The organism is Streptomyces sp. NPDC006544 (assembly GCF_040611715.1).
Lineage (GTDB): Bacteria > Actinomycetota > Actinomycetes > Streptomycetales > Streptomycetaceae > Streptomyces.
Genome location: NZ_JBEXOV010000032.1, coordinates 21,516 through 40,980 on the forward strand (window position 1 = coordinate 21,516; position 19,465 = coordinate 40,980).

Annotated in this window: 13 protein-coding genes; 3 read left to right on the forward strand and 10 right to left on the reverse strand. The window is 73.2% G+C overall.

Annotated elements, in window-relative coordinates:
• Positions 1 to 64: 64 nt before the first annotated feature.
• On the reverse strand, positions 65 to 2,185 hold the full coding sequence (locus ABZY44_RS17260; RefSeq protein ID WP_356654538.1) for a DNA topoisomerase IV subunit B: 2,121 nt from the start codon (positions 2,183 to 2,185) through the stop codon (positions 65 to 67).
• A 446-nt stretch (positions 2,186 to 2,631) separates the two neighbouring features.
• Between ABZY44_RS17260 and ABZY44_RS17265 the strand changes: the two genes are divergently transcribed.
• Positions 2,632 to 2,868, forward strand: coding sequence for a hypothetical protein (locus ABZY44_RS17265; protein ID WP_356654540.1), 237 nt, complete (start codon positions 2,632 to 2,634; stop codon positions 2,866 to 2,868).
• A 185-nt stretch (positions 2,869 to 3,053) separates the two neighbouring features.
• Here the strand turns inward: ABZY44_RS17265 and ABZY44_RS17270 are convergent, their stop codons facing one another.
• The 7 genes from ABZY44_RS17270 to ABZY44_RS17300 form a co-directional block, all read right to left on the reverse strand.
• Complete coding sequence (locus ABZY44_RS17270) at positions 3,054 to 4,022, reverse strand: trypsin-like serine protease (protein ID WP_356654542.1); 969 nt, start codon at positions 4,020 to 4,022, stop codon at positions 3,054 to 3,056.
• A 108-nt stretch (positions 4,023 to 4,130) separates the two neighbouring features.
• Positions 4,131 to 5,711: an RNA polymerase sigma factor gene (locus tag ABZY44_RS17275; protein WP_356654544.1), complete on the reverse strand. Its 1,581-nt coding sequence runs from the start codon at positions 5,709 to 5,711 to the stop codon at positions 4,131 to 4,133.
• Positions 5,712 to 6,138: 427 nt separating this feature from the next.
• Entirely contained in the window at positions 6,139 to 7,005 is an 867-nt protein-coding gene (locus ABZY44_RS17280) for an FCD domain-containing protein (RefSeq protein WP_356654609.1), read from the reverse strand.
• A gap of 226 nt (positions 7,006 to 7,231) precedes the next feature.
• Complete coding sequence (locus tag ABZY44_RS17285) at positions 7,232 to 9,043, reverse strand: ATP-binding cassette domain-containing protein (protein ID WP_356654546.1); 1,812 nt, start codon at positions 9,041 to 9,043, stop codon at positions 7,232 to 7,234.
• Between the two features lie 270 nt (positions 9,044 to 9,313).
• Positions 9,314 to 10,060, reverse strand: coding sequence for an NUDIX domain-containing protein (locus ABZY44_RS17290; protein WP_356654548.1), 747 nt, complete (start codon positions 10,058 to 10,060; stop codon positions 9,314 to 9,316).
• An 839-nt stretch (positions 10,061 to 10,899) separates the two neighbouring features.
• Positions 10,900 to 12,882, reverse strand: a complete 1,983-nt coding sequence (locus ABZY44_RS17295) for a glycogen debranching N-terminal domain-containing protein (protein ID WP_356654550.1) — start codon at positions 12,880 to 12,882, stop codon at positions 10,900 to 10,902.
• A gap of 371 nt (positions 12,883 to 13,253) precedes the next feature.
• A complete protein-coding gene (locus tag ABZY44_RS17300) occupies positions 13,254 to 14,531 on the reverse strand; it encodes a DUF4192 domain-containing protein (RefSeq protein WP_356654552.1) in 1,278 nt (425 codons plus the stop codon).
• Between the two features lie 250 nt (positions 14,532 to 14,781).
• Here ABZY44_RS17300 and ABZY44_RS17305 point away from each other — a divergent pair, with 250 nt between their 5' ends.
• Together ABZY44_RS17305 and ABZY44_RS17310 are read left to right on the forward strand one after the other, a co-directional pair.
• Positions 14,782 to 16,941 (forward strand): RecQ family ATP-dependent DNA helicase, encoded by a 2,160-nt coding sequence (locus ABZY44_RS17305; protein WP_356654554.1) that lies wholly within the window; start codon positions 14,782 to 14,784, stop codon positions 16,939 to 16,941.
• 217 nt (positions 16,942 to 17,158) lie between these two features.
• Positions 17,159 to 17,788, forward strand: coding sequence for a hypothetical protein (locus tag ABZY44_RS17310; RefSeq protein WP_356654556.1), 630 nt, complete (start codon positions 17,159 to 17,161; stop codon positions 17,786 to 17,788).
• Between the two features lie 227 nt (positions 17,789 to 18,015).
• Here ABZY44_RS17310 and ABZY44_RS17315 read toward each other — a convergent pair whose 3' ends face one another.
• Both ABZY44_RS17315 and ABZY44_RS17320 read right to left on the reverse strand, forming a co-directional pair.
• Positions 18,016 to 18,648 (reverse strand): hypothetical protein, encoded by a 633-nt coding sequence (locus ABZY44_RS17315; RefSeq protein WP_356654611.1) that lies wholly within the window; start codon positions 18,646 to 18,648, stop codon positions 18,016 to 18,018.
• Positions 18,649 to 18,750: 102 nt separating this feature from the next.
• Positions 18,751 to 19,461, reverse strand: coding sequence for a ribonuclease HII (locus tag ABZY44_RS17320; protein ID WP_356654558.1), 711 nt, complete (start codon positions 19,459 to 19,461; stop codon positions 18,751 to 18,753).
• Positions 19,462 to 19,465: the final 4 nt, after the last annotated feature.

Sequence of the window (19,465 nt, forward strand, 5' to 3'; positions counted from 1 at the left end):
GAGCACCGGTGTGCCGGCGCCGCGGAAGTGCCCGTACTCGGAAGGGCCCGTACCGCGGCCGGGGTCAGGCGTCGATCCGCGAGCGGTCCAGGGTGGCGGCGGAGCTGGTGATGAACTCCTTGCGCGGGGCCACCTCGTTGCCCATGAGCAGGTCGAAGACCGACTCCGCCGAGTCCAGGTCGCCGATGTTGATCCGGCGCAGGGTGCGGAAACGGGGATCCATGGTGGTCTCCGCCAGCTGGTCCGCGTCCATCTCGCCGAGGCCCTTGTACCGCTGGATCGAGTCCTTGAAGCGGATGTTCTTGCGCTGGTACTCCAGCAGGGTCTGGCGCAGCTCGTTGTCCGAGTACGTGTAGACGTACTTGTCCTGGCCCTTCTTCGGCTGGACGAGCTCGATCCGGTGGAGCGGCGGCACGGCGGCGAAGACCCGGCCCGCCTCGACCATCGGGCGCATGTACCGCTGGAAGAGCGTGAGCAGCAGGCAGCGGATGTGCGCGCCGTCCACGTCGGCGTCCACGAGCAGGACGATCTTCCCGTACCGGGCGGCGTCGATGTCGAAGGTCCGGCCCGATCCGGCTCCTATGACCTGGATGATCGCCCCGCACTCGGCGTTCTTGAGCATGTCCGAGACCGAGGACTTCTGGACGTTGAGGATCTTGCCGCGGATGGGCAGGAGCGCCTGGAACTCCGAGTTGCGCGCGAGCTTGGCGGTGCCGAGCGCGGAGTCGCCCTCGACGATGAAGAGCTCGCTGCGTTCCACGTCGTCGCTGCGGCAGTCGGCCAGCTTCGCGGGCAGCGAGGAGGTCTCCAGCGCGGTCTTGCGACGCTGCGCCTCCTTGTGCTGACGGGCCGCGATGCGGGTCCGCGCGGCCGCGACGATCTTCTCCATCACGGCGCGGGCCTGCTGCTTGTCGTCGCGCTTGGTGGAGGTCAGGAAGGCCTTGAGCTCCTTGGCGACCACGGCCGCGACGATCCGGGTGGCCGCCGAGGTACCGAGCACCTCCTTGGTCTGGCCTTCGAACTGGGGTTCGGCGAGACGGACGGTGACGACGGCCGTCATGCCCTCCATCGCGTCGTCCTTGACCACGTCGTCCTCGGCGACGCGCAGCAGCTTCGCCGAGCGCAGCACCTCGTTCACGGTCTTGGTGACCGAGCGCTCGAAGCCGGAGATGTGGGTGCCGCCCTTGGGCGTGGCGATGATGTTCACGAAGGACTTGACGTTCGTCTCGTACCCCGTGCCCCAGCGCAGGGCGATGTCCACGCCGAGCTCACGGGTGACCTCGGTGGGGGTCATGTGGCCACGGTCGTCGAGGACCGGGACGGTCTCCTTGAAGGTGCCCGTGCCGGTCAGGCGCAGGACGTCGCAGGCGGCCTTGTCCTGGGCGAGGTACTCGCAGAACTCGCTGATGCCCCCGTCGAAGCGGAAGGTCTCCTCGGTCTTGCCGGCGCCTTCGAGGGCCCGCTCGTCGCGGACGACGATGGTCAGTCCCGGGACCAGGAAGGCCGTCTGGCGGGCGCGCTGGTAGAGCGTGTCCAGCGTGAGCTTGGCGTCCTTGAGGAAGATCTGCCGGTCGGCCCAGTACCGGATACGGGTACCGGTCCTGCCCCGGGTGACCCGCTTGCCCTTGCGCAGCCCGTTGCCGGGGTCGAAGGGGCTGTCGGGGCCCTGCTCGGTGAACATGCCCGGCACGCCGCGGCGGAAGCTGATGGCGTGCGTGGCGCCGTTGCGGTCGACCTCGACGTCGAGGCGGGCGGAGAGGGCGTTGACCACGGAGGCGCCGACGCCGTGCAGGCCGCCGGAGGCCGCGTACGACCCGCCGCCGAACTTGCCGCCGGCGTGCAGCTTGGTCATGACGACCTCGACGCCGGAGAGGCCGGTCTTGGGTTCGACGTCCACGGGGATGCCGCGGCCGTTGTCCCGGACCTCCACGGACGAGTCCTCGTGGAGGATGACCTCGATGTGGTCGCAGTAGCCGCCCAGGGCCTCGTCGACCGAATTGTCGATGATCTCCCAGAGGCAGTGCATGAGGCCACGGCTGTCGGTGGACCCGATATACATGCCGGGGCGCTTGCGGACGGCCTCGAGGCCTTCGAGGACGAGCAGGTGCCGCGCGGTGTAGTTGGAGCCGTCCCGGTCTGCTCCGGTCAGCAGTGCGCTGGAAGGCACGGACTTGTCGGCGGTCACGCAGTTCGCTCCTCGCTGAATTTCTTTTCTGGCCCGGTCGGGCGCAGGGGTGGCTCGGCTGCCGCTGGAAGGGTACCGAGGCCTGGTAGAGCCGATGCAACGCCACCCCAACCCCTTCACCAGCCTAGTGCAGGTCCGTACGGATGTTCGATCCCCCGGGCGGGTGAAGCAAACATCACGTTCCCTTCGACGCATGAACCATTTAGTGTTCGGGCACGTCCTCATGCACAACCGGCACACAGCCGGAGAGGGCGGAACTGCTACAAGCGAACGACCTGACAACGCGAAACCGTAAAGCAACGCAATACGGCTCCTTCGCCGCCAACCGGCAACAGCCGGCCAGCTTCGGAAGGAAGTTTCGAGGAAAAGCCGCGAGCGGGAACGTTTTCGGCCTGGTTGGATGTTGACCCTGGTACGACAGCTCGTCGAGCTAGAGAAGAGGCGACGTGACTACTGTTCTGACACCCGCGACCCCGCTGACGGCCGCTGACCGATGCGACCGTTGTGGCGCCCAGGCATATCTGCGCGTCGTCCTGCTGAGCGGCGGCGAACTGCTCTTCTGCGCCCACCACGGTCGCAAGTTCGAGCCGGAACTCAAGAAGATCGCCGCAGAAATACAGGATGAGACCGAGCGGCTCACGCCCGCTCCGGCGGCCGGTGCCGCCGACCTCGAGGACCGCTGACACAAGGCCGCACCTCGCATCCGACGAGCTTGGACCGGCCAGGCCGGTCGACGGGCGGTACCCCTGAGATCCAGGGGTACCGCCCGTCCTCATGCCCGGACACTCTGCCCGGACCGCTCCCGAACCGGCCCGGACCGCTCTCGTGCTCCGGCCCGCGGCGCTCCCGCGAGCCACCGATTGCGGGATCAGCGCTTCGGCGCGAGCCGGATCCCCTCCCGAAAGCCCCTCCCGGGCCCCTGGGCGGGCCGTACGCCCGCTCCCGGCCGCCCGCGTACATCCGGGTGGGTCAGCTTCCCCCGGGCCGCCTCCGGGCCACCGGCGCCTCCCGCCGGCTCGTGCACGAAGCCCATCAGCGGCGCGATCCGCGTGTACACCCCCGGGCTGTCGGCGCGCCCGCAGCCGCGCCCCCAGGACACCAGGCCGATGAGCCGGCCCTGGGCGACCAGCGGGCCCCCGCTGTCCCCCTGGCACGCGTCCTTGCCGCCCTCGCGGTCGCCCGCGCACACCATGGAGTCGGCCCGGTACTGTCCGTCGGCGTCCCCCGGGTAGGCCCGCCCGCAGACCTCGTCCGCCAGTACCGTCACCCGGGCCGCCCGCAACGCGTACGCGTAGTCACCGAATCCGCTCGTGTCGCCCCAGCCGTACACGGAGGCCTCGCTCCCGACGTCGTACGCCGGGTGCCCGGGACCGGCCATGGCGAGCACGTGCTCGCCCGGCACGGCCGCGTCCAGCTCGAGCACGGCCAGGTCCCCCGCGTTGCTGGCCGGGTCGTAGCCGGGGTACACGCGAGCGGAACGCACCGCGATCTCCCTGCCCTCGCCGGCGCGCAGCTCCGTACGGCCGGTGATCACCCGGAAGTCGGTCACGGAGTCGACCGGGCCGCCCAGGACCTGGCGGCTTAGGCAGTGGGCCGCGGTCAGCACCTTGGTCGGGGCGACGAGGACGCCTCCGCAGAACTGCCCGCCGCGCGTACCCCCGAACCGGTCACGGCTCGCGAGGGCCACGACCCACGGGGCATCCGCCACCTTCACCGGCTTCCCGCCGATCACCACGCTGTCCGCTGCGGCCCGCGGGGCCTGGCTCAGCGGCGCCGCCGCCGCTCCCGCCACCAGGGTCAGCGCGCCCGCCAGAACGCGGGCAAAGGGACGACGCATGAGGCCTCCTGACTCCGAGTGTGCATGACTCCACCCAGAGTGGGTCGCCGGGTGGCCGCGCGCACCCGCGCGGCCACCTGTCCGACCTGCGACGAACGCCGTGCCCGGTCAGTCCAGGTAGTCGCGCAGCACCTGGGACCGGGAGGGGTGACGGAGCTTCGACATGGTCTTCGACTCGATCTGGCGGATGCGCTCACGGGTGACCCCGTAGACCTTGCCGATCTCGTCGAGGGTCTTGGGCTGGCCGTCGGTGAGACCGAAGCGCATCGAGACCACGCCCGCCTCGCGCTCGCTCAGGGTGTCGAGCACCGAGTGCAGCTGCTCCTGCAGAAGCGTGAAGCTCACGGCGTCCGCCGGGACGACCGCCTCGGAGTCCTCGATGAGGTCGCCGAACTCGCTGTCGCCGTCCTCGCCGAGCGGGGTGTGCAGGGAGATCGGTTCGCGGCCGTACTTCTGGACCTCGATGACCTTCTCCGGGGTCATGTCGAGTTCCTTGGCCAGCTCCTCCGGGGTGGGCTCGCGGCCCAGGTCCTGGAGCATCTGGCGCTGGACACGGGCCAGCTTGTTGATGACCTCGACCATGTGCACCGGGATGCGGATGGTGCGGGCCTGGTCGGCCATGGCGCGCGTGATCGCCTGGCGGATCCACCACGTGGCGTACGTGGAGAACTTGTAGCCCTTGGTGTAGTCGAACTTCTCGACCGCGCGGATCAGACCCAGGTTGCCCTCCTGGATCAGGTCCAGGAAGAGCATGCCGCGGCCGGTGTAGCGCTTGGCGAGGGAGACCACGAGGCGGAGGTTGGCCTCCAGCAGGTGGTTCTTCGCGCGGCGGCCGTCCTCCGCGATGATCTCCAGCTCGCGCTTGAGCTTGGGCGCCAGCTTGTCGGAGTTGGCCAGCTTGTCCTCGCCGAAGAGGCCCGCCTCGATGCGCTTGGCGAGCTCGACCTCCTGCTCCGCGTTGAGGAGGGGGACCTTGCCGATCTGCTTGAGGTAGTCCTTGACCGGGTCTGCGGTGGCTCCGGCGACGACGACCTGCTGGGCGGGGGCGTCGTCCTCGTCGTCCGAGATGACGAAGCCCTTGTTCTCCCCGCCCTCTTCCTCCTCGTCGGCCTCGGCCTTCGCGGGACCGTCTTCCGCCGTCTCCTCGTCGCCCTCGTCCGCGTCCTTCTTGGCGGCGGTCTTCTTCGCCGCCGTCTTCTTGGCCGCGGTCTTCTTGGCGGGTGCGGCCTTCTTGGCCGCCGTCTTCTTCGCCGCGGTCTTCTTGGCTGCGGGTTCGGCCGCGGTCTCCTGTGCCAGGGCGCCGGTGGCGGTCTCCGGGGCCGACGCCTCGGCCGCAGGGGCCACGGCGGCGGGCGCGGCCGCGGTCTTCTCCACCGTCTTCCTGGCAACGGGCTCGGTGGCCGTCTTCTTGGCGGGGCTCTTCGCTGCGACGCTCTTGCGGGGGGCGCGCTTGGGCGACTCCGCGGCACTGACCATCAGCGTCACACCCTCTTCCTCGAGGATCTGGTTGAGGCTGCGCAGAACACTCTTCCACTGGGTCGCAGGAATCTGGTCAGCCTCGAAGGCCCGACGCACGTCATCGCCGGCGATCTGCCCCTCGGCCTTGCCTCGCTCGATGAGCGCCATCACAGACTCGGAATCGGCGATCTCCGACGGGAGCGTACGGGATGTGCTGGCCGACACGAACAACCTCTCGGAACGATGGAAACGGCTTCCGACCCCGGGCCTGGTGGTGCTGGACCGGAGCCGACGACCACCGACTGGGGATGGGCCGGCGGCGCGGGCAGGGGCCGGGGAGCTGCACAGCATCCCCAAGGGCTGCTGTCTTCCCTCCGTCGGCCATCACCTCTTAGGTCATCGCGTGACCTCGCTGAGCGTTACGCCCAATCTTCGTGGCCCGAGTCACACCGCGTTCGCTGCCATGCCGGTCACAGAGTCATTTATGTCGGTCCGGTGTGTCCGAACACGCCCCATTTCGGAGGCCGGACGGCCCGCCCGGAGCCTTCGCCGTGCCGCCGGCCCCTCCCCCGGAATCCCTCCGGCGGGAGCCTTCCGGCCCGGCGACACGTCGGCGCGCGACCACCGCACGACCCCGCGCCCCCGCGCGGGGATCCGCTCAGTGCTCGCGCGGGGCCGGAACCACGCGCTCGACCTCCGGATGAACCGTCAGGAGCTGGCGCATCGCGTTCTCCGCCCCGAGCGCGTCCCCGGCGGCGAGGGCCTCGAGCATGCGCGCGTGGTGCGCGACGCAGGTTTCGCTGGGGCGGTCACAGGCGGTGACGGGACTGCCGGAGACCTGGAGGGCCGAGGAGACGATGCCGGAGAGGTGCTCCAGCATCCGGTTGCCGGCGGCCTGGATGAGCAGGGCGTGGAACTCGTTGTCGGCGCGCGCGAAGGTGATCGAATCGCCCTGGCCGAGGGCGTGGCCCATGATCTCGACCATGTCGGTCAGGCGCTGCTGGATCTCCGGGCGGCCGTGCCCGGCGGCGAGGCGCGCGGCGAGCGGTTCGATGGTCCAGCGGAGCTCGCCCAGCTCGCGGCGCTGGTCGTCGCGCTGGGGGCCGAAGGCGCGCCACTCGATGATGTCGGGGTCCAGCAGGTTCCAGTCGGCGACGGGGCGGACCCGGGTGCCGACGTTGGGGCGGGCGCTGACCAGGCCCTTGGCCTCCAGGACCCGCAGCGATTCGCGGACCACCGTGCGGGAGACCTCGAAGCGCTGGCCGATCTCCTCCGGCACCAGGGGGCGGTCCGCGCCGAGATCGCCGGAGACGATCATCTGGCCGAGCTGCTGGACGAGTTGGCCGTGCAGGCCGCGGCCGCGGCTGCCCGCCGCGCGCCGGCCGACCCGGCTCAACTCGATGTCGGATCCGTCCCAGTGGGGCACTCCGGCACGGTCGGCCCCCGGAGCCTCCGCGAAGGGGTAGCGGTCGAGTTCGCCCGAGCCGGCGAGGCCGGAATCGGCATGGCGGGCGGCGGTCATCATGGTGTGCGCAAGGGTACTCACGAATCCTTTGTCGGCCTCGTTTCCTTGACCCTTGAGGTCTTTGGTGAAAAGCACACGAAAGGGTGATCGGTGCCACCTACGCAATTGACGACTTATCGTAAAGAACCGGGCCTTTTGCGGGGAGTTGCGATCCGCCACCCCTGATGTGGACGGCATCGGTCCCGTTGGGGTCCCTTCCGGTGCCGGAACGGTCACCAACGATCCCTCACCATCGGACGCGGCCGCGCAGTCCTGTGAACCCATAGGCGCACAACAGGACCATCAGCGACAACACCAGTGCGGTGCCGACAGGTTGGGCCATCACCCGCAGCACCCCGAGGACGATCCGGTCGGCCTCCGGGGGCCACTGCGCCCAGGCCAGGCCGCGCAGCCGTTCCGCGAGACCGGTCACCGGGTAGGCGGACGGGCCGTCCAACGCCTTGCGCACCAGCGGCACGACCATCACGGGCACGGCGAGCACCGCGGCCAGACCCGCGGCGGCGGAGCGGAAGACCCCGGAGGCCAGGACGCCGGACCAGGCACAGCCGACGAGCAGCCCCGCCCAGCTGACCGCCGGGGAAACCCACTCCGCCGGGGTACGGAGCGGGCCGCCGCCGAAGACCAGGGTCAGGGCGGCCGCGTCGGCGGTCACGGCGAGGGCGCCGAGCAGGAGGGCGAGCACGGCGCTGACGCCGAGCTTCGCCGTGAGCAGCCCGAGCCGGCGCGGAACGGTACCGCGGTCGGCCGCGAGCGCGGGGAATCGGTACTCCTCTCCGAAGGCCAGGGCGCCGAGGAGGCCGGCGCCGAGGGCGGCGGGCGGGAGCGGCAGCAACTCGGGCCAGGCGGCGAGCAGCCGGTTCTGCGCGGTGTGCCCGATCCGGGCGAGTACCAGCGCCGTGACGACGGAGACGGCGACGACGAACGCGGCGGTGAGGACGGGGGTCGCGGTGCCGAAGACCCGGTGCAGCTCGTAGCGCAGGGGCCGGAGCGGGCCGCCGAGCCGCCGGACGGCGGAGGCGGGCCCCGCGGCGCGCGCGGTCCGCCGGTTGCGCCCGGTGAGCCCGGTGAGGCCGGTGAGCCCGGCGCGTGGCCGCTCGCCGCCGTCCGGGGTCGGGGACTCGGCGGACGCCGCTGATCCGGCGCGGGCACGCGGCAGCGACGGCGTACCCGCGTCCCCGGTCTCGTCGGCGAGCTGGTGGACGAGCACGCCGTGCCGGAAGGCGGCCTCACCGATCTCGGCGCAGTTGCTGCCGTAGACGGACAGCCGGCTGCCGCTCTCTTCGACGATCTCCACCGTCCGCTGCGTCGCGCGCGCCTCGCGGCCCAGTACGTCGGCCAGCCGGGCCGCGTGCGGGGTGCGCACGGCCACCCGCGGCCTCAGCCTGGTCCGGGCGAAGTCGGCGGCGTCCTGGTCGGCGACGAGCCGGCCCGCCTCGATGCTGACGACCCGGTCGGCGCTGCGGGCGGCCTCCTTCGCGTCGTCCGTGGTGAAGAGCACCGCGCCACCGAGGGAGGCGTGGCCGCGCAGCAGGCTGTACAGCCAGCTCCGCTCCCGGGGCGAGAGCCCGGCGGCGGGCTCGTCGAGGAGCAGCGTGCAGGGGTCGGCGAGCAGGGCGGCGGCCAGGGCGACCCGGCGTTCCATGCCGAGCGAGAGCGAGCCGAGCCGTTGGTCACGCAGCCCGGCGACGCCGACGACCTCCATCATGGTGTCGGCCCGGGAGGCCGGCACCCCGGCCGCGGCGCACAGCATGCGCAGCTGGCTCCGGACGGTGCGCGCGGGGTTGCCGGGCAGGTCGCCGAGGAGCACGCCGACCTCGCGGCCCGGGTGCGGGATCCGGTGCAGGGGGCGCCCGCGGAAGTAGGTGACTCCGCGGCCCGGTTCGAGCTCGAGCATGAGCCGCAGCGCGGTGGTCTTGCCCGATCCGGGGGCGCCGAGGAGCGCGGTCACGCTCCCGGGGCGGGCCTCGAGGGTGAGGTCGTCCACGAGGGGCGGGAGGTTTCGACGGGGGGTGCTGGTGAGTCCGATGGCCTGGAGCATCGCTTCTCTCGCGGGGGGTGAGACCGCTCTGCGGCAGTGTGAGTACCACCAGCAAGATAACGCGATATGTCAGATTTTCGGCGTAATGGACCCGAGGGCTCACTCGTGTCGACACCGGCTCCGGCTCCGGCGAGCCTGCGGGTCCGGCTCCGGCTCCGGCTCCGGCTCCGGCTCCGGCTCCGGCTCCGGCTCCGGCTCCGGCTCCGGCTCCGGCTCCGGCTCCGGCGAGCCTGCGGGTCCGGCTCCGGCGAGCCTGCGGGTCCGGGCGGGTCAGACTTCCGGGCGCAGCATCGGCGGGTTGAGCAGGGTGGCTCCGCCCGCCCGGAACAGCTGGGCGGGACGGCCGCCCTGACGAGTCGTCGTCCCCCCGGCCGGCACCAGGAATCCGGGGGTGCCGGTGACCTTGCGGTGGAAGTTGCGGGGGTCGAGGGCCACGCCCCAGACGGCCTCGTAGACCCGGCGCAGCTCGCCGACGGTGAACTCGGGCGGGCAGAAGGCGGTGGCCAAGGAGGAGTACTCGATCTTCGAGCGGGCCCGCTCCACCCCCTCGGTGAGGATCCGCTCGTGGTCGAAGGCGAGTCCGGCGCCGGCCTGACCGTCCCTGGACAGGACCTCGTCGACGGAGGCCCAACGCGCGCTGTTGGCGTCGCCCCCCGCCCGCGGCGCGGGAAGGTCGGGAGCCAGCACCAGGTGAGCCACGCTGACCACGCGCATACGGGGGTCTCGCTTCGGATCGCCGTAGGTCGCCAGCTGCTCGAGGTGCGCTCCGTTGCCCACCCCGGGAACGGCCGGGTCGTGCGCGCACAGGCCCGTTTCCTCGGACAGCTCCCGGGCCGCGGCCGCCGCCAGGTCCTCGTCGCCGCGCACGAAGCCCCCGGGCAGCGCCCAGCGCCCCTGGAACGGCTGCTCGCCACGCCGGACGACCAGCGCGCAGAGCGCGTGGCGCCGCACGGTGAGCACGACCAGGTCGACGGTAACGGCGAACGGCGGAAAGGCCGACGGGTCGTAGGGCGACATGTCGCGATCATAGTCGTCTGCCTGACGATAAACAGCGTTTTGGCGATCGCGGAACGACGGGACCGCGAGCGGCGCCCCTTTCGCGCGCCGCGGCCCGACGGCCCGGCCCGCGGTGCGCGGCGCCCGCAGGCGCCGTGGCCGGGAACGTTCGCCTCCTCGCACCGTCGTCCCTCCACTAGCCGACGGAGACGACCCGGTCGGGCCGACCGCCTGGGGGGATGACCACTTCGTGGACCGCGCCTCCCCGGGTGGTCATGCGAATCCGGTCGGAGGCCGTCCAAACGGTCTCGCTGAGTGCGTTGCCTTCGGAGTCGCCGTTGAAGCAGCCGACGCCCCAACGGCGTTCCCGTAGTTATCGCGTGAAGTTCATGATCCCCCGAACGATGTGGATCACGCAGCATTAAGAGGGACGGCTCTGCGGGGCTCGGGCCAGAGCCGATGGACGTGGATCACAGCCACTCGTCGATGGCCTCGATGGGGGACGGTCGCTTCGTAGCCGAGCGCGAGCTCGTGCTGGCGCGTAGCGACGGCCCGGGGCCGCGTGACGCGGTTGATGCCGCACTCGCCCGCGTGGCGCTCTCGGTAGTCGGTCGGGGCGACGTGCGGCGGCCGACCGCCACGGGAGCCGAGCTTTGGGGGGATGCGCGCCTGGTCGGCTCTGTCCGGGATGGTGCGGCGGCTCCCGCCGCGGCGCAGGCAGGCGCGGTTCTTGCGGCAGACCGGAAGATCCGCTCTCGATACAGGGCCGAGCGGACGTACTGGCATGGTCCGCCCCCCTCAGAGGGGCGCTGTACCGAACGCGCCCCGGTGAACCTCCCGGCCTCTCCACCGGACAGCCCCTAGCCACTCAGTTGCAGCGCATCGGCGGCCTCCTCCACCATGCCGAGGCCGAGCCTGCTGATCCGCACCGCGAAGGGTGCCCCCGAGACGCGCAGGCCGGACAGGCGGAGCCCGCCGAGCGGGGCGCCCGCGAGCGGGGCGAGGGCGACCGTGCCCGCGGGGGCGTCCGGCCGGATCCCGGCCAGGGAGAGCAGCGCGTGGATCCCCGAGGCGGCGGCGACCGCCGCCGGACGGCAGGCGGCCGGATGGGGAAGCGGGGCGCTGCCGGCGGTGCGCTGCTCGGCGGCGTACATCTCCGGCAGCCGGTACCGGAAGTTCTCCGCGGCGTCCAGCAGACCCCGCAGCAGCGCGGTGGCCTCCTTCTCGAAACCGGCCTGGGACAGACCGACCGCGGCGACCGCGCTCTCGTACGGCCGCACGGCGCCCGCGCGGTAGCCGAACGGATTGTGGCCCGGCTCGCGGAGCGCCATGCTCCGCAGCCCCCACCCGGAGTCCATGGCGGGGGATCCGAGCAGCCGCGCCAGCTGCTCGGTGCGGACACGGTCGAGCAGTCCCGGTGCGAGGCCGCCGCCGCCGAGCAGTCCGGTGTCCAGCAGGTGGGCGGCGGCGGCCGTCAGCCGGGGCAGCGGCCGTCCGTCGGGGTGCAGGGCCGCCGCGGGCCGGCCGCCGTCCGGGCCCTCGACCCAGAACCGGGCTTCGAACCGTTCCCGCAGGTCGACCGCCCATTCCCGCCATTCCTCGGCTCCGGGCCGCCCGCACCCGTCGAGCAGGTCGGCGCCGAGCAGCGCGGCCCGGTGCGCGTGGGCCTGGGTTTCACAGCGCCGCGGTCCCGGGTCGGGGTCGGCCAGGAACCCGTCCTCCCCCAGGGCGCCCCGCAGCCAGTCCAGGCACCGCTCGGCGGCCGGGAGCAGCTGGGCGACCTCCTCCTCGGGCATGCCCCAGCGTCTGGATTCGGCGAGGACCGTCGGGAAGGCGAGCGTCGCCTCGGTCCCGGTGCAGCCCGGTGGCAGCTGTGGTCCGGCGCCGCGCAGCGGTCCCGGGATCTTCCCTGCCTCGCGGCCGCGGCCGGGGCTCTGGGTGCGGGCCAGGACGCGCAGGGTCGAGCCGGCCAGTCCGGTGCCGAGCGGGAGCGCCATGCGGGCGGCCCACAGTGCTTCCGCCGGGGCCAGTCCGAGCCGCCACGGCACCCCCGCCGCCGCATAGGCGTCGGCCGGTTCCCGCGGGTCCCTCAGCAGGAGCGCGCGGAGGTCGGCGACGCTGCTGCGCAACCACGCCTCCGCCCTGGGGTCGTCGCCCTCCGCGCGGGCGTCGGCCAGCGGATTCGCGACGTGCCCCACGGGGGCCCGCCCCCCGCGGTCCCGGGTGGTCCGCAGCTCGATGGTCCGGGATTCGCCGGGGCGCAGTTCGAGCTGCCAGCGCAGGAGGCCGGCCGAGGCGAGCGCGTCGTCCGGAGGCGGCTCGGCCGCCGTGACGGCCTGGGCCTGTCCGCTGGTCCAGCGAAGCCCCGCGGCGTGCACCCCGGCGGCCAGGTCCGGTCCGGCCCGGCCGGCCGCCACGTCGGCCAGCTCCGCCAGGTCGGTGCCCAGTGAGACCTCCACGGGGATCCGTAGCGGCCGGGCGGCGAAACTGCGCAGGGTGATCCGCTCCGTGCCGTCGGCGTGCCTGATCCGCTCCACACCCACGTCGGGGTCGGGCCCGGCCTCGGCTCCGGTCCGCACCGTCGAGGTGAACGCGGCCCGGTCGGCGCCGAGGCTGCGTCCCTGGACGGGGACCGGCTCCCGGCCGTCGACGCGGAGCACGCAGCGGGACAGCAGCCTGCGCCCGGAGCTGTAGACCCCGTCGACGCCCCGCCCGGTGAGCTGGCCGTGCTCGGGCGAGATGACCAGGCAGGGGGCGGCGACGCAGATGACGGCGCCGTGCACGGGCGGCAGGTCGGGCCTGCGCGGGGGAGGTACGCGGGCCGGGGGTACGGGATGCGGCATGGGTCGCCTTGTCTGCGCTCCGGGGGGATCGGCTGGGCGGCGGCGTGGCCGGGACGCCACCACCCCCCAGGGCAACGCCCCCACCCCCGCCTGGGTCACGGGCCCCGGTGGCGGCTGCGCCCACCGGGGACGGGGCCCTCGTCGCAGCCGGCGACCGAGGATCCCGCCCACCGTGTCCCGAAGTCTCCGCAGGACCGGGCGGGGCGGCCGGGCCCGGCTCCGCCCCCACCTGCGGTCCCTGCCGCCCGGGTCGCCGCCGCGGCTCCCGCTCCCGCGCCGGGCCCACTCCCCGCTCCGGTTCCGGATCCCGTTCCCGCTGCTGCTCCGCGGCCCGCACCTGCTGCACGGACCGCTCCTGCCCGGCCCGCGGTTCACTGCTCGCTCCCCGCGGTGCGGCCGGGCTCGCGGCGGGTGGTCCGGCTCCGGCGGCCGGGGGGCCTGGTGGTGTCCCGTCGGACCGCGGCCGGCAGACGCCCCCTGCGGGGCTCCCGGCGCCGCCGCTCCGCCCGCAGGCACTGCCGCAGACCCTCCGGGTCGATCCCCTCGTTGCAGGCGTGGTGGAGCAGCTGCGCGAAGCGGTACTCGCCGTCCGCGCGGAGCGCCAGACCGAGCGCGATCCGTGCGGTCGGTTCGTCCCCGGTGGACCAGGAGACCCAGCCGGCCAGGGTCAGCGGGGCGGCCGCGTGTTCTGCGTAGGCCCCGACACAGCGTCGGGCCAGGGCCCGCCACAGCCGCAGGGCGGGACCCGCCTCCTCGTCCTCCATCCACTCGGCCGCGATGTCGCGGATCTCTCGGTCCTGGAGGCCCAGGATGAGCGAGGCGGCCTCGTCGTCGCCCAGCAGCGCGTCGTCCCAGCCGTCGGCGCCCGGTCCGGTCTCGGCCGGCAGGGCAAGGGTCATGCGGCGCATCAGCGTGCGGGCGAGCGACACCGTCTCGGCTCCCACCTCCTCCCGCGTGGCCCCGTCGAGGATCTTCGGTACGAGGGCAGCCGCCGTCCGGTCCAAGGCCCGCTCCATCTCCTCGGCGCCCGTCCCGCGCAGCGGGGCCAGCCGCCGCTCGATCTCCCGGAGGGACCCCCGGACCTGCAGGCCCGCGAAGGTGGCCGCGGCGGCCATCACCGAGGTGCCGGGGACGGCCAGGACGCTGCCCTCCGCGGGGCAGCAGCGTTCGTCCGGGCAGCAGTAGGACCAGTACCGTCCGGCGGAGAGGCACAGGGCCTCCAGCACGGGGACGTCCAAGGCGCCGCAGGCCAGCCGGATGCGCTGGGCGAGCGGCCGCAGCCGCGTCATCACGCGCTGCCCGTTCTCCTCCCCGCTCGGGTCCTGGCAGAGGAAGACGACGATGCCGTCGGGCTTGACGCCGCGCCGCCGGCTGCCGCCGACCAGGCAGTCGGCGACCTGGCGGGCGGTGTCCTCCCACTCGTCCGGATCGGCCGGGATGCCGACCCGGAGCCGGCCGCCGAAGCGGCCGCCCTCGCCGTGGACGGCGACCATGACGAGGGAGTCGGTCGGGTGGAATCCGAGCATGTAGGGCAGCGCGTCCGCCAGTTCGGCGGGGCCGCGCAGGGTGATCGGGGGTGCGTCGGCGGCTCCGGACGCGCTGGTGGACGTCCGGCCGGAGGGTGCGTGTGCTTCGTGGTTGTTGGTCATGTCCCGAAGATCCCCTGCCGGGGCGGATCCGCCTACCCCTGTGGATAACCGCGGGACCACCGCCGCGCGGCTCCCCGCACGCCGACCTACACCGACCGGCACCGCCCCGGCACCGCCGCGGCACCGACGGGAGAGCGGACCGGCCCGCGGGCCGGACAGCCGACCGGACATCGAACAAATCCACGCTTCAACATCCACAGGACCAGAGCGGCATTCGCCCGATGTCCGAGCCATCGGGTTGCATGGGGGCATGAACGCAGACCTGAGGTCCTCGGCCGACTCCGTACTAGCCCGTCTCGTGGGCGACCCCACGGGCACCGCACGGCTGCGCGAGGACCAGTGGCGGGCGATCGAGGCCCTGGTCGCCGACAAGCGGCGGGCGCTGGTGGTACAGCGCACCGGCTGGGGCAAGTCCGCGGTCTACTTCGTCGCCACCTCGCTGCTGCGCGCCGGTGGCGCCGGCCCCACGGTGATCGTGTCGCCCCTCCTCGCGCTCATGCGCAACCAGGTGGAGGCCGCCGCACGGGCCGGGATCCACGCCCGCACCATCAATTCGGCCAACCCCGAGGAATGGGAGTCGATCCAGGCCGAGATCGCGGCGGGCGACGTCGACGTGCTGCTGGTGAGCCCGGAACGGCTCAACAACCCCGACTTCCGCGACCAGGTGCTGCCCAAGCTGTCCGCCGCGACCGGTCTGCTCGTCGTCGACGAGGCCCACTGCATCTCGGACTGGGGCCACGACTTCCGCCCCGACTACCGGCGGCTGCGGACCATGCTGGCCGATCTCCCGCCGGGCGTCCCGGTCCTGGCCACGACGGCTACGGCAAACGCGCGCGTGACAGCCGATGTGGCCGAGCAGCTGGGCACCGGGGTGGGGACGGACGCCCTCGTCCTGCGGGGTGCTCTGGACCGCGAAAGCCTCAGCCTGGCCGTGCTGACGCTGCCCGACGCCGCCCACCGGCTGGCCTGGCTCGCCGACCACCTCGGCGCCCTCCCCGGTTCCGGCATCATCTACACCCTGACCGTGGCCGCGGCCGAGGAGGTCACCGCGTACCTCCGTCACCGCGGGCACACGGTCTCCTCGTACACCGGCAAGACGGAGAACGCAGACCGGGAGCAGGCCGAGAACGACCTCCAGGCCAACCGGGTCAAGGCCCTGGTGGCCACATCGGCCCTGGGCATGGGCTTCGACAAGCCCGACCTCGGTTTCGTGGTGCACCTCGGATCCCCCTCCTCCCCCATCGCCTACTACCAGCAGGTCGGCCGTGCCGGCCGTGGTGTGGAGCACGCGGAGGTCCTGCTCCTGCCGGGCAAGGAGGACGAGGCGATCTGGCAGTACTTCGCCTCCGTCGCGTTCCCGCCGGAACAGCAGGTCCGCCGGACCCTGGAGGTACTGGCCGCGGCCGGCCGGCCGCTGTCCCTGCCGGCCCTGGAACCGCTGGTCGATCTGCGCCGCACCAGGCTGGAGACCATGCTCAAGGTCCTCGATGTGGACGGCGCGGTCCACCGGGTCAAGGGCGGCTGGACCTCGACGGGCGAGCCCTGGGCGTACGACGCCGAGCGCTACGCCTGGGTCGCCCGGCAGCGGGCCGCCGAACAGCAGGCCATGCGGGACTACGCGTCGGCCACCGGCTGCCGCATGGAGTTCCTGCGCCGCCAGCTCGACGACGAGGAGGCAGCTCCCTGCGGCCGCTGCGACAACTGCGCCGGGGCCCGGTTCACGGCGGAGGTCTCCTCGACGGCGCTGGACACCGCCCGCGGCGAGCTGGGCCGGCCCGGCGTCGAGCTGGAGCCGCGCAAGATGTGGCCGACGGGGCTCGCCGCGGTCGGTGTGGACCTCAAGGGCCGTATCCCGGCGGGCGAACAGGCTTCCACGGGCCGTGCGCTGGGCCGGCTGTCCGACATCGGCTGGGGCAACCGGCTGCGCCCGATGCTCGCTTCCCAGACACCGGACCAGCCGGTCCCGGCCGATGTCGCACAGGCCGTGGTGGCGGTTCTGGCCGACTGGGCGCGCGGCCCCGGCGGTTGGGCCTCCGGGGCGCCGGACGCTCCCGCCCGGCCCGTGGGCGTGGTCGCCCTGCCCTCGCGCAGCCGGCCCCAGCTGGTCGGCTCGCTGGCCGCGCGGATCGCGGAGATCGGGCGGATGCCCCTGCTCGGGACGCTCGCGTACACGGACCAGGCCCCGGAGTTCGGCCTGCCCTCGTCGAACAGCGCCCAGCGGGTGCGCGCCCTCCACCAAGCGCTGACCGTTCCTCCGGAGCTGGCCGCGACCCTGGGGGAGACAGCCGGCCCGGTCCTCCTCGTCGACGATCGGGCGGAGAGCGGATGGACCCTCGCGGTCGCCGCCCGGCTGCTGCGGCGGGCGGGTGCCAAGGAGGTGTTTCCGCTGGTGCTGGCGCTCCAGCCGTAGCGCGATGAGTCGTCTTCGGTGCGGCGGGGCAAGGATATGAACGGCATACCGGCGAATTCCGGTCTGCGGCGCCAATTGCTCGTTGCCGCATGCTCACGGGCCACGCGAGAATTGCAGTGCTCCCGCTCGGCTCGACGGCATGCTTCTGGGCCGCGCCGCGGCGCGCCCGAACCCCAGCCGTGCCCGCGTTCGCGGGCGTGTACCCGAAGGGAGGACTGTGACCTTCGGATTCGCCCCGCCCTCGACCACGTCCCTGTCGCCGGTCACCGGCGGCGCCAGCCGGCACGGCAGACAGCTGGAGCCCTCGGAGTGGACCTCGTCGGGCGTTCCCCTGCTGCGCAGTCCGCGCGAGGTCGTCAGCGGCCTGCACGCGCGGCACAGCCCGGTGGCGTCCACGGCGGTGATCGCCGTGCTCGGCCCCGAGGAGGAACTCGTCGCGAGTGCCTCCTTCGTGCAGCGTTCCGCCTCCGCCGACGGCTGGGAGTACCGCAACGCCCTGCTCTCGCGGCTGCGCCGCGTCCTCCCGCACGACCTGCGGCGGCGGACGCCGATCCGGACGGCGGTGCTGCTCTACTGCCGCGACGGTGACGAGCGGTGGACCGAGGAGGACGGCGCCTGGATGTGGGGGCTGCGCGACGCCTGCACCCTGCACGGGCTGCGCTGCGGCGCGTACATCACGTTGACCCGGGGCGGATGGCAGGTCCTGGGTGACGGCCGCGGCGGCCGCCGGCCCAGTTCGGAGTCACGGCCCGAGCGCCTCGGCGAGACGGCGGCGGAGTTCGCCCCGCTCGCCGTGCACACCGGGGGCGGGGCCGCGGACGCCCTGCGCCGCACCGCCGCCCGCTGACCGGCACGCTTCCCATCCCCGACCCGCCCGCCCGCCGACTCGCCCGCGGAGAATGCCGCGCGCACGGATGTCCGTCGGTCTCAGCGCGGACCGCCGCGTCGGGCCGGCCGCGGGCACGCCCAACGGCCGTACACCCTGGAGCGGGCGTACGGCTGGTCAGGCCACGGACGTCGGCAAGGCCGGCTGTTCGCCCGCCCCGCCCTTCGGCCGCGCCGGGATGCGAAGCGTCAGACGCCCGCGCCCAGCGCGGAGTTGATCGCCTGCGGCTCACCGCACACGATCAGCAGCGCACCGGCTCGCGCGAGCGCGACCGGCAGGGCAGCGGCGGCGGTCCCGACCGGTCCGCCGTTGGCCGCGACGACCACGACGGGACGGCCGGCGGCGCGCTGGACCTGCGCCGCGTCCGCGTAGAAGACGTCGTCCCCGGCATCGTGCAGGGCCCAGTACGCGGCCTCGCCGAAGGACAGTTCGTGCGCGGCCCACGGGTGGGGGTCGCCGGTGGTGAGCACCAGGATGTCGCCGGGCGCGCGCCCGGTGTCGAGCAGCAGGTCCACGGCCTCCTCGGCCGCGTCCAGCGCGCCCTCGGCGGAGGCCGGGATCAGCTGGACCTGCGGAACCGCCGCGGAGACCGACGGTGCGGGGGAGGCTGCGGGAACGGGACCGGGGGTGGCCTGCGACACCCGTTGCGCGGGCGGTGCGGGGCGGGCGGCGTCTCCCGCGCGGCTTGCCGCCGCGGGGGAGGGACCGGGGCGTCCGGGCCTGGGAACGGGGGCGGGACGCGGACCAGGTACGGGGCGGGGGGTCTGCGCGGTGCGGCTCGCGGCCGGCGTGACGCGGGGACCCTGGGCACTCTCGTGAATCTGAGGCTCCTCGGGGCGGGGGTGAGAGGCGTGAGTTGAGTTGACATCTGTCGGACAGCGGACAGCGGTACGAACGTACCGGGGAATGGCACGTACGTGCGATCAGAAATCGAAGCCGAGTTGGCCTCCGATTTCCAGCTCCAGCGATTCCTCGCTGCGGCGCACCTTCTTGAGGTGACGCCAGCGGGGCAGTGCGTCGAGGTAGGACCACGAGAGCCGGTGGTAAGCGGTCGGCCCCTGTTCCTCCAGCGCCGCCCGGTGCACGGGCGAGGGGTATCCGGCGTTCGCGGCGAAAGCGAAGTCCGAGATTCCACCGCCCTGTTCACCGATTTCGGCCATCATCCGGTCGCGCCGGACCTTGGCGATCACCGAGGCCGCGGCGACGGCGACACAGGACTGGTCGCCCTTGATCACCGTCCGGACCTGCCAGGGACCACCGAGATAGTCGTGCTTGCCGTCGAGTATCACCGCGTCGGGACGCACCGGCAGCGCGTCCAGGGCGCGCACCGCGGCGAGGCGCAGCGCGGCGGTCATCCCGAGCTGGTCGATCTCCTCCGGGGAGGAGTGGCCCAGAGCGTAGGCGGTGACCCAGCCCTCCAGGACGCCGACGAGCGCATCGCGTCGCTTGGGGGTGAGCAACTTGGAGTCGGTGAGTCCCTCGGGCGGCCGGCGCAGACCGGTGATCGCCGCGCACACGGTGACCGGACCGGCCCAGGCCCCTCGTCCGACTTCGTCGACCCCGGCGATGACCTTGGCGCCGGTGGTTGCACGGAGGGAGCGTTCGACGGTGTGAGTGGGTGCTTCGTACGGCATGGCG

Bases quoted from the DNA above. Each gene is read 5' to 3' on its own strand.
- ABZY44_RS17270 (WP_356654542.1), bottom strand. From the start codon at position 4,022: ATGCGTCGTCCCTTTGCCCGCGTTCTGGCGGGCGCGCTGACCCTGGTG.
- ABZY44_RS17290 (WP_356654548.1), bottom strand. From the start codon at position 10,060: ATGTCGCCCTACGACCCGTCGGCCTTTCCGCCGTTCGCCGTTACCGTC.
- ABZY44_RS17300 (WP_356654552.1), bottom strand. From the start codon at position 14,531: ATGACCAACAACCACGAAGCACACGCACCCTCCGGCCGGACGTCCACC.
- ABZY44_RS17320 (WP_356654558.1), bottom strand. From the start codon at position 19,461: ATGCCGTACGAAGCACCCACTCACACCGTCGAACGCTCCCTCCGTGCA.
- ABZY44_RS17285 (WP_356654546.1), bottom strand. From the start codon at position 9,043: ATGCTCCAGGCCATCGGACTCACCAGCACCCCCCGTCGAAACCTCCCG.
- ABZY44_RS17280 (WP_356654609.1), bottom strand. From the start codon at position 7,005: ATGATGACCGCCGCCCGCCATGCCGATTCCGGCCTCGCCGGCTCGGGC.
- ABZY44_RS17295 (WP_356654550.1), bottom strand. From the start codon at position 12,882: ATGCCGCATCCCGTACCCCCGGCCCGCGTACCTCCCCCGCGCAGGCCC.
- ABZY44_RS17305 (WP_356654554.1), top strand. From the start codon at position 14,782: ATGAACGCAGACCTGAGGTCCTCGGCCGACTCCGTACTAGCCCGTCTC.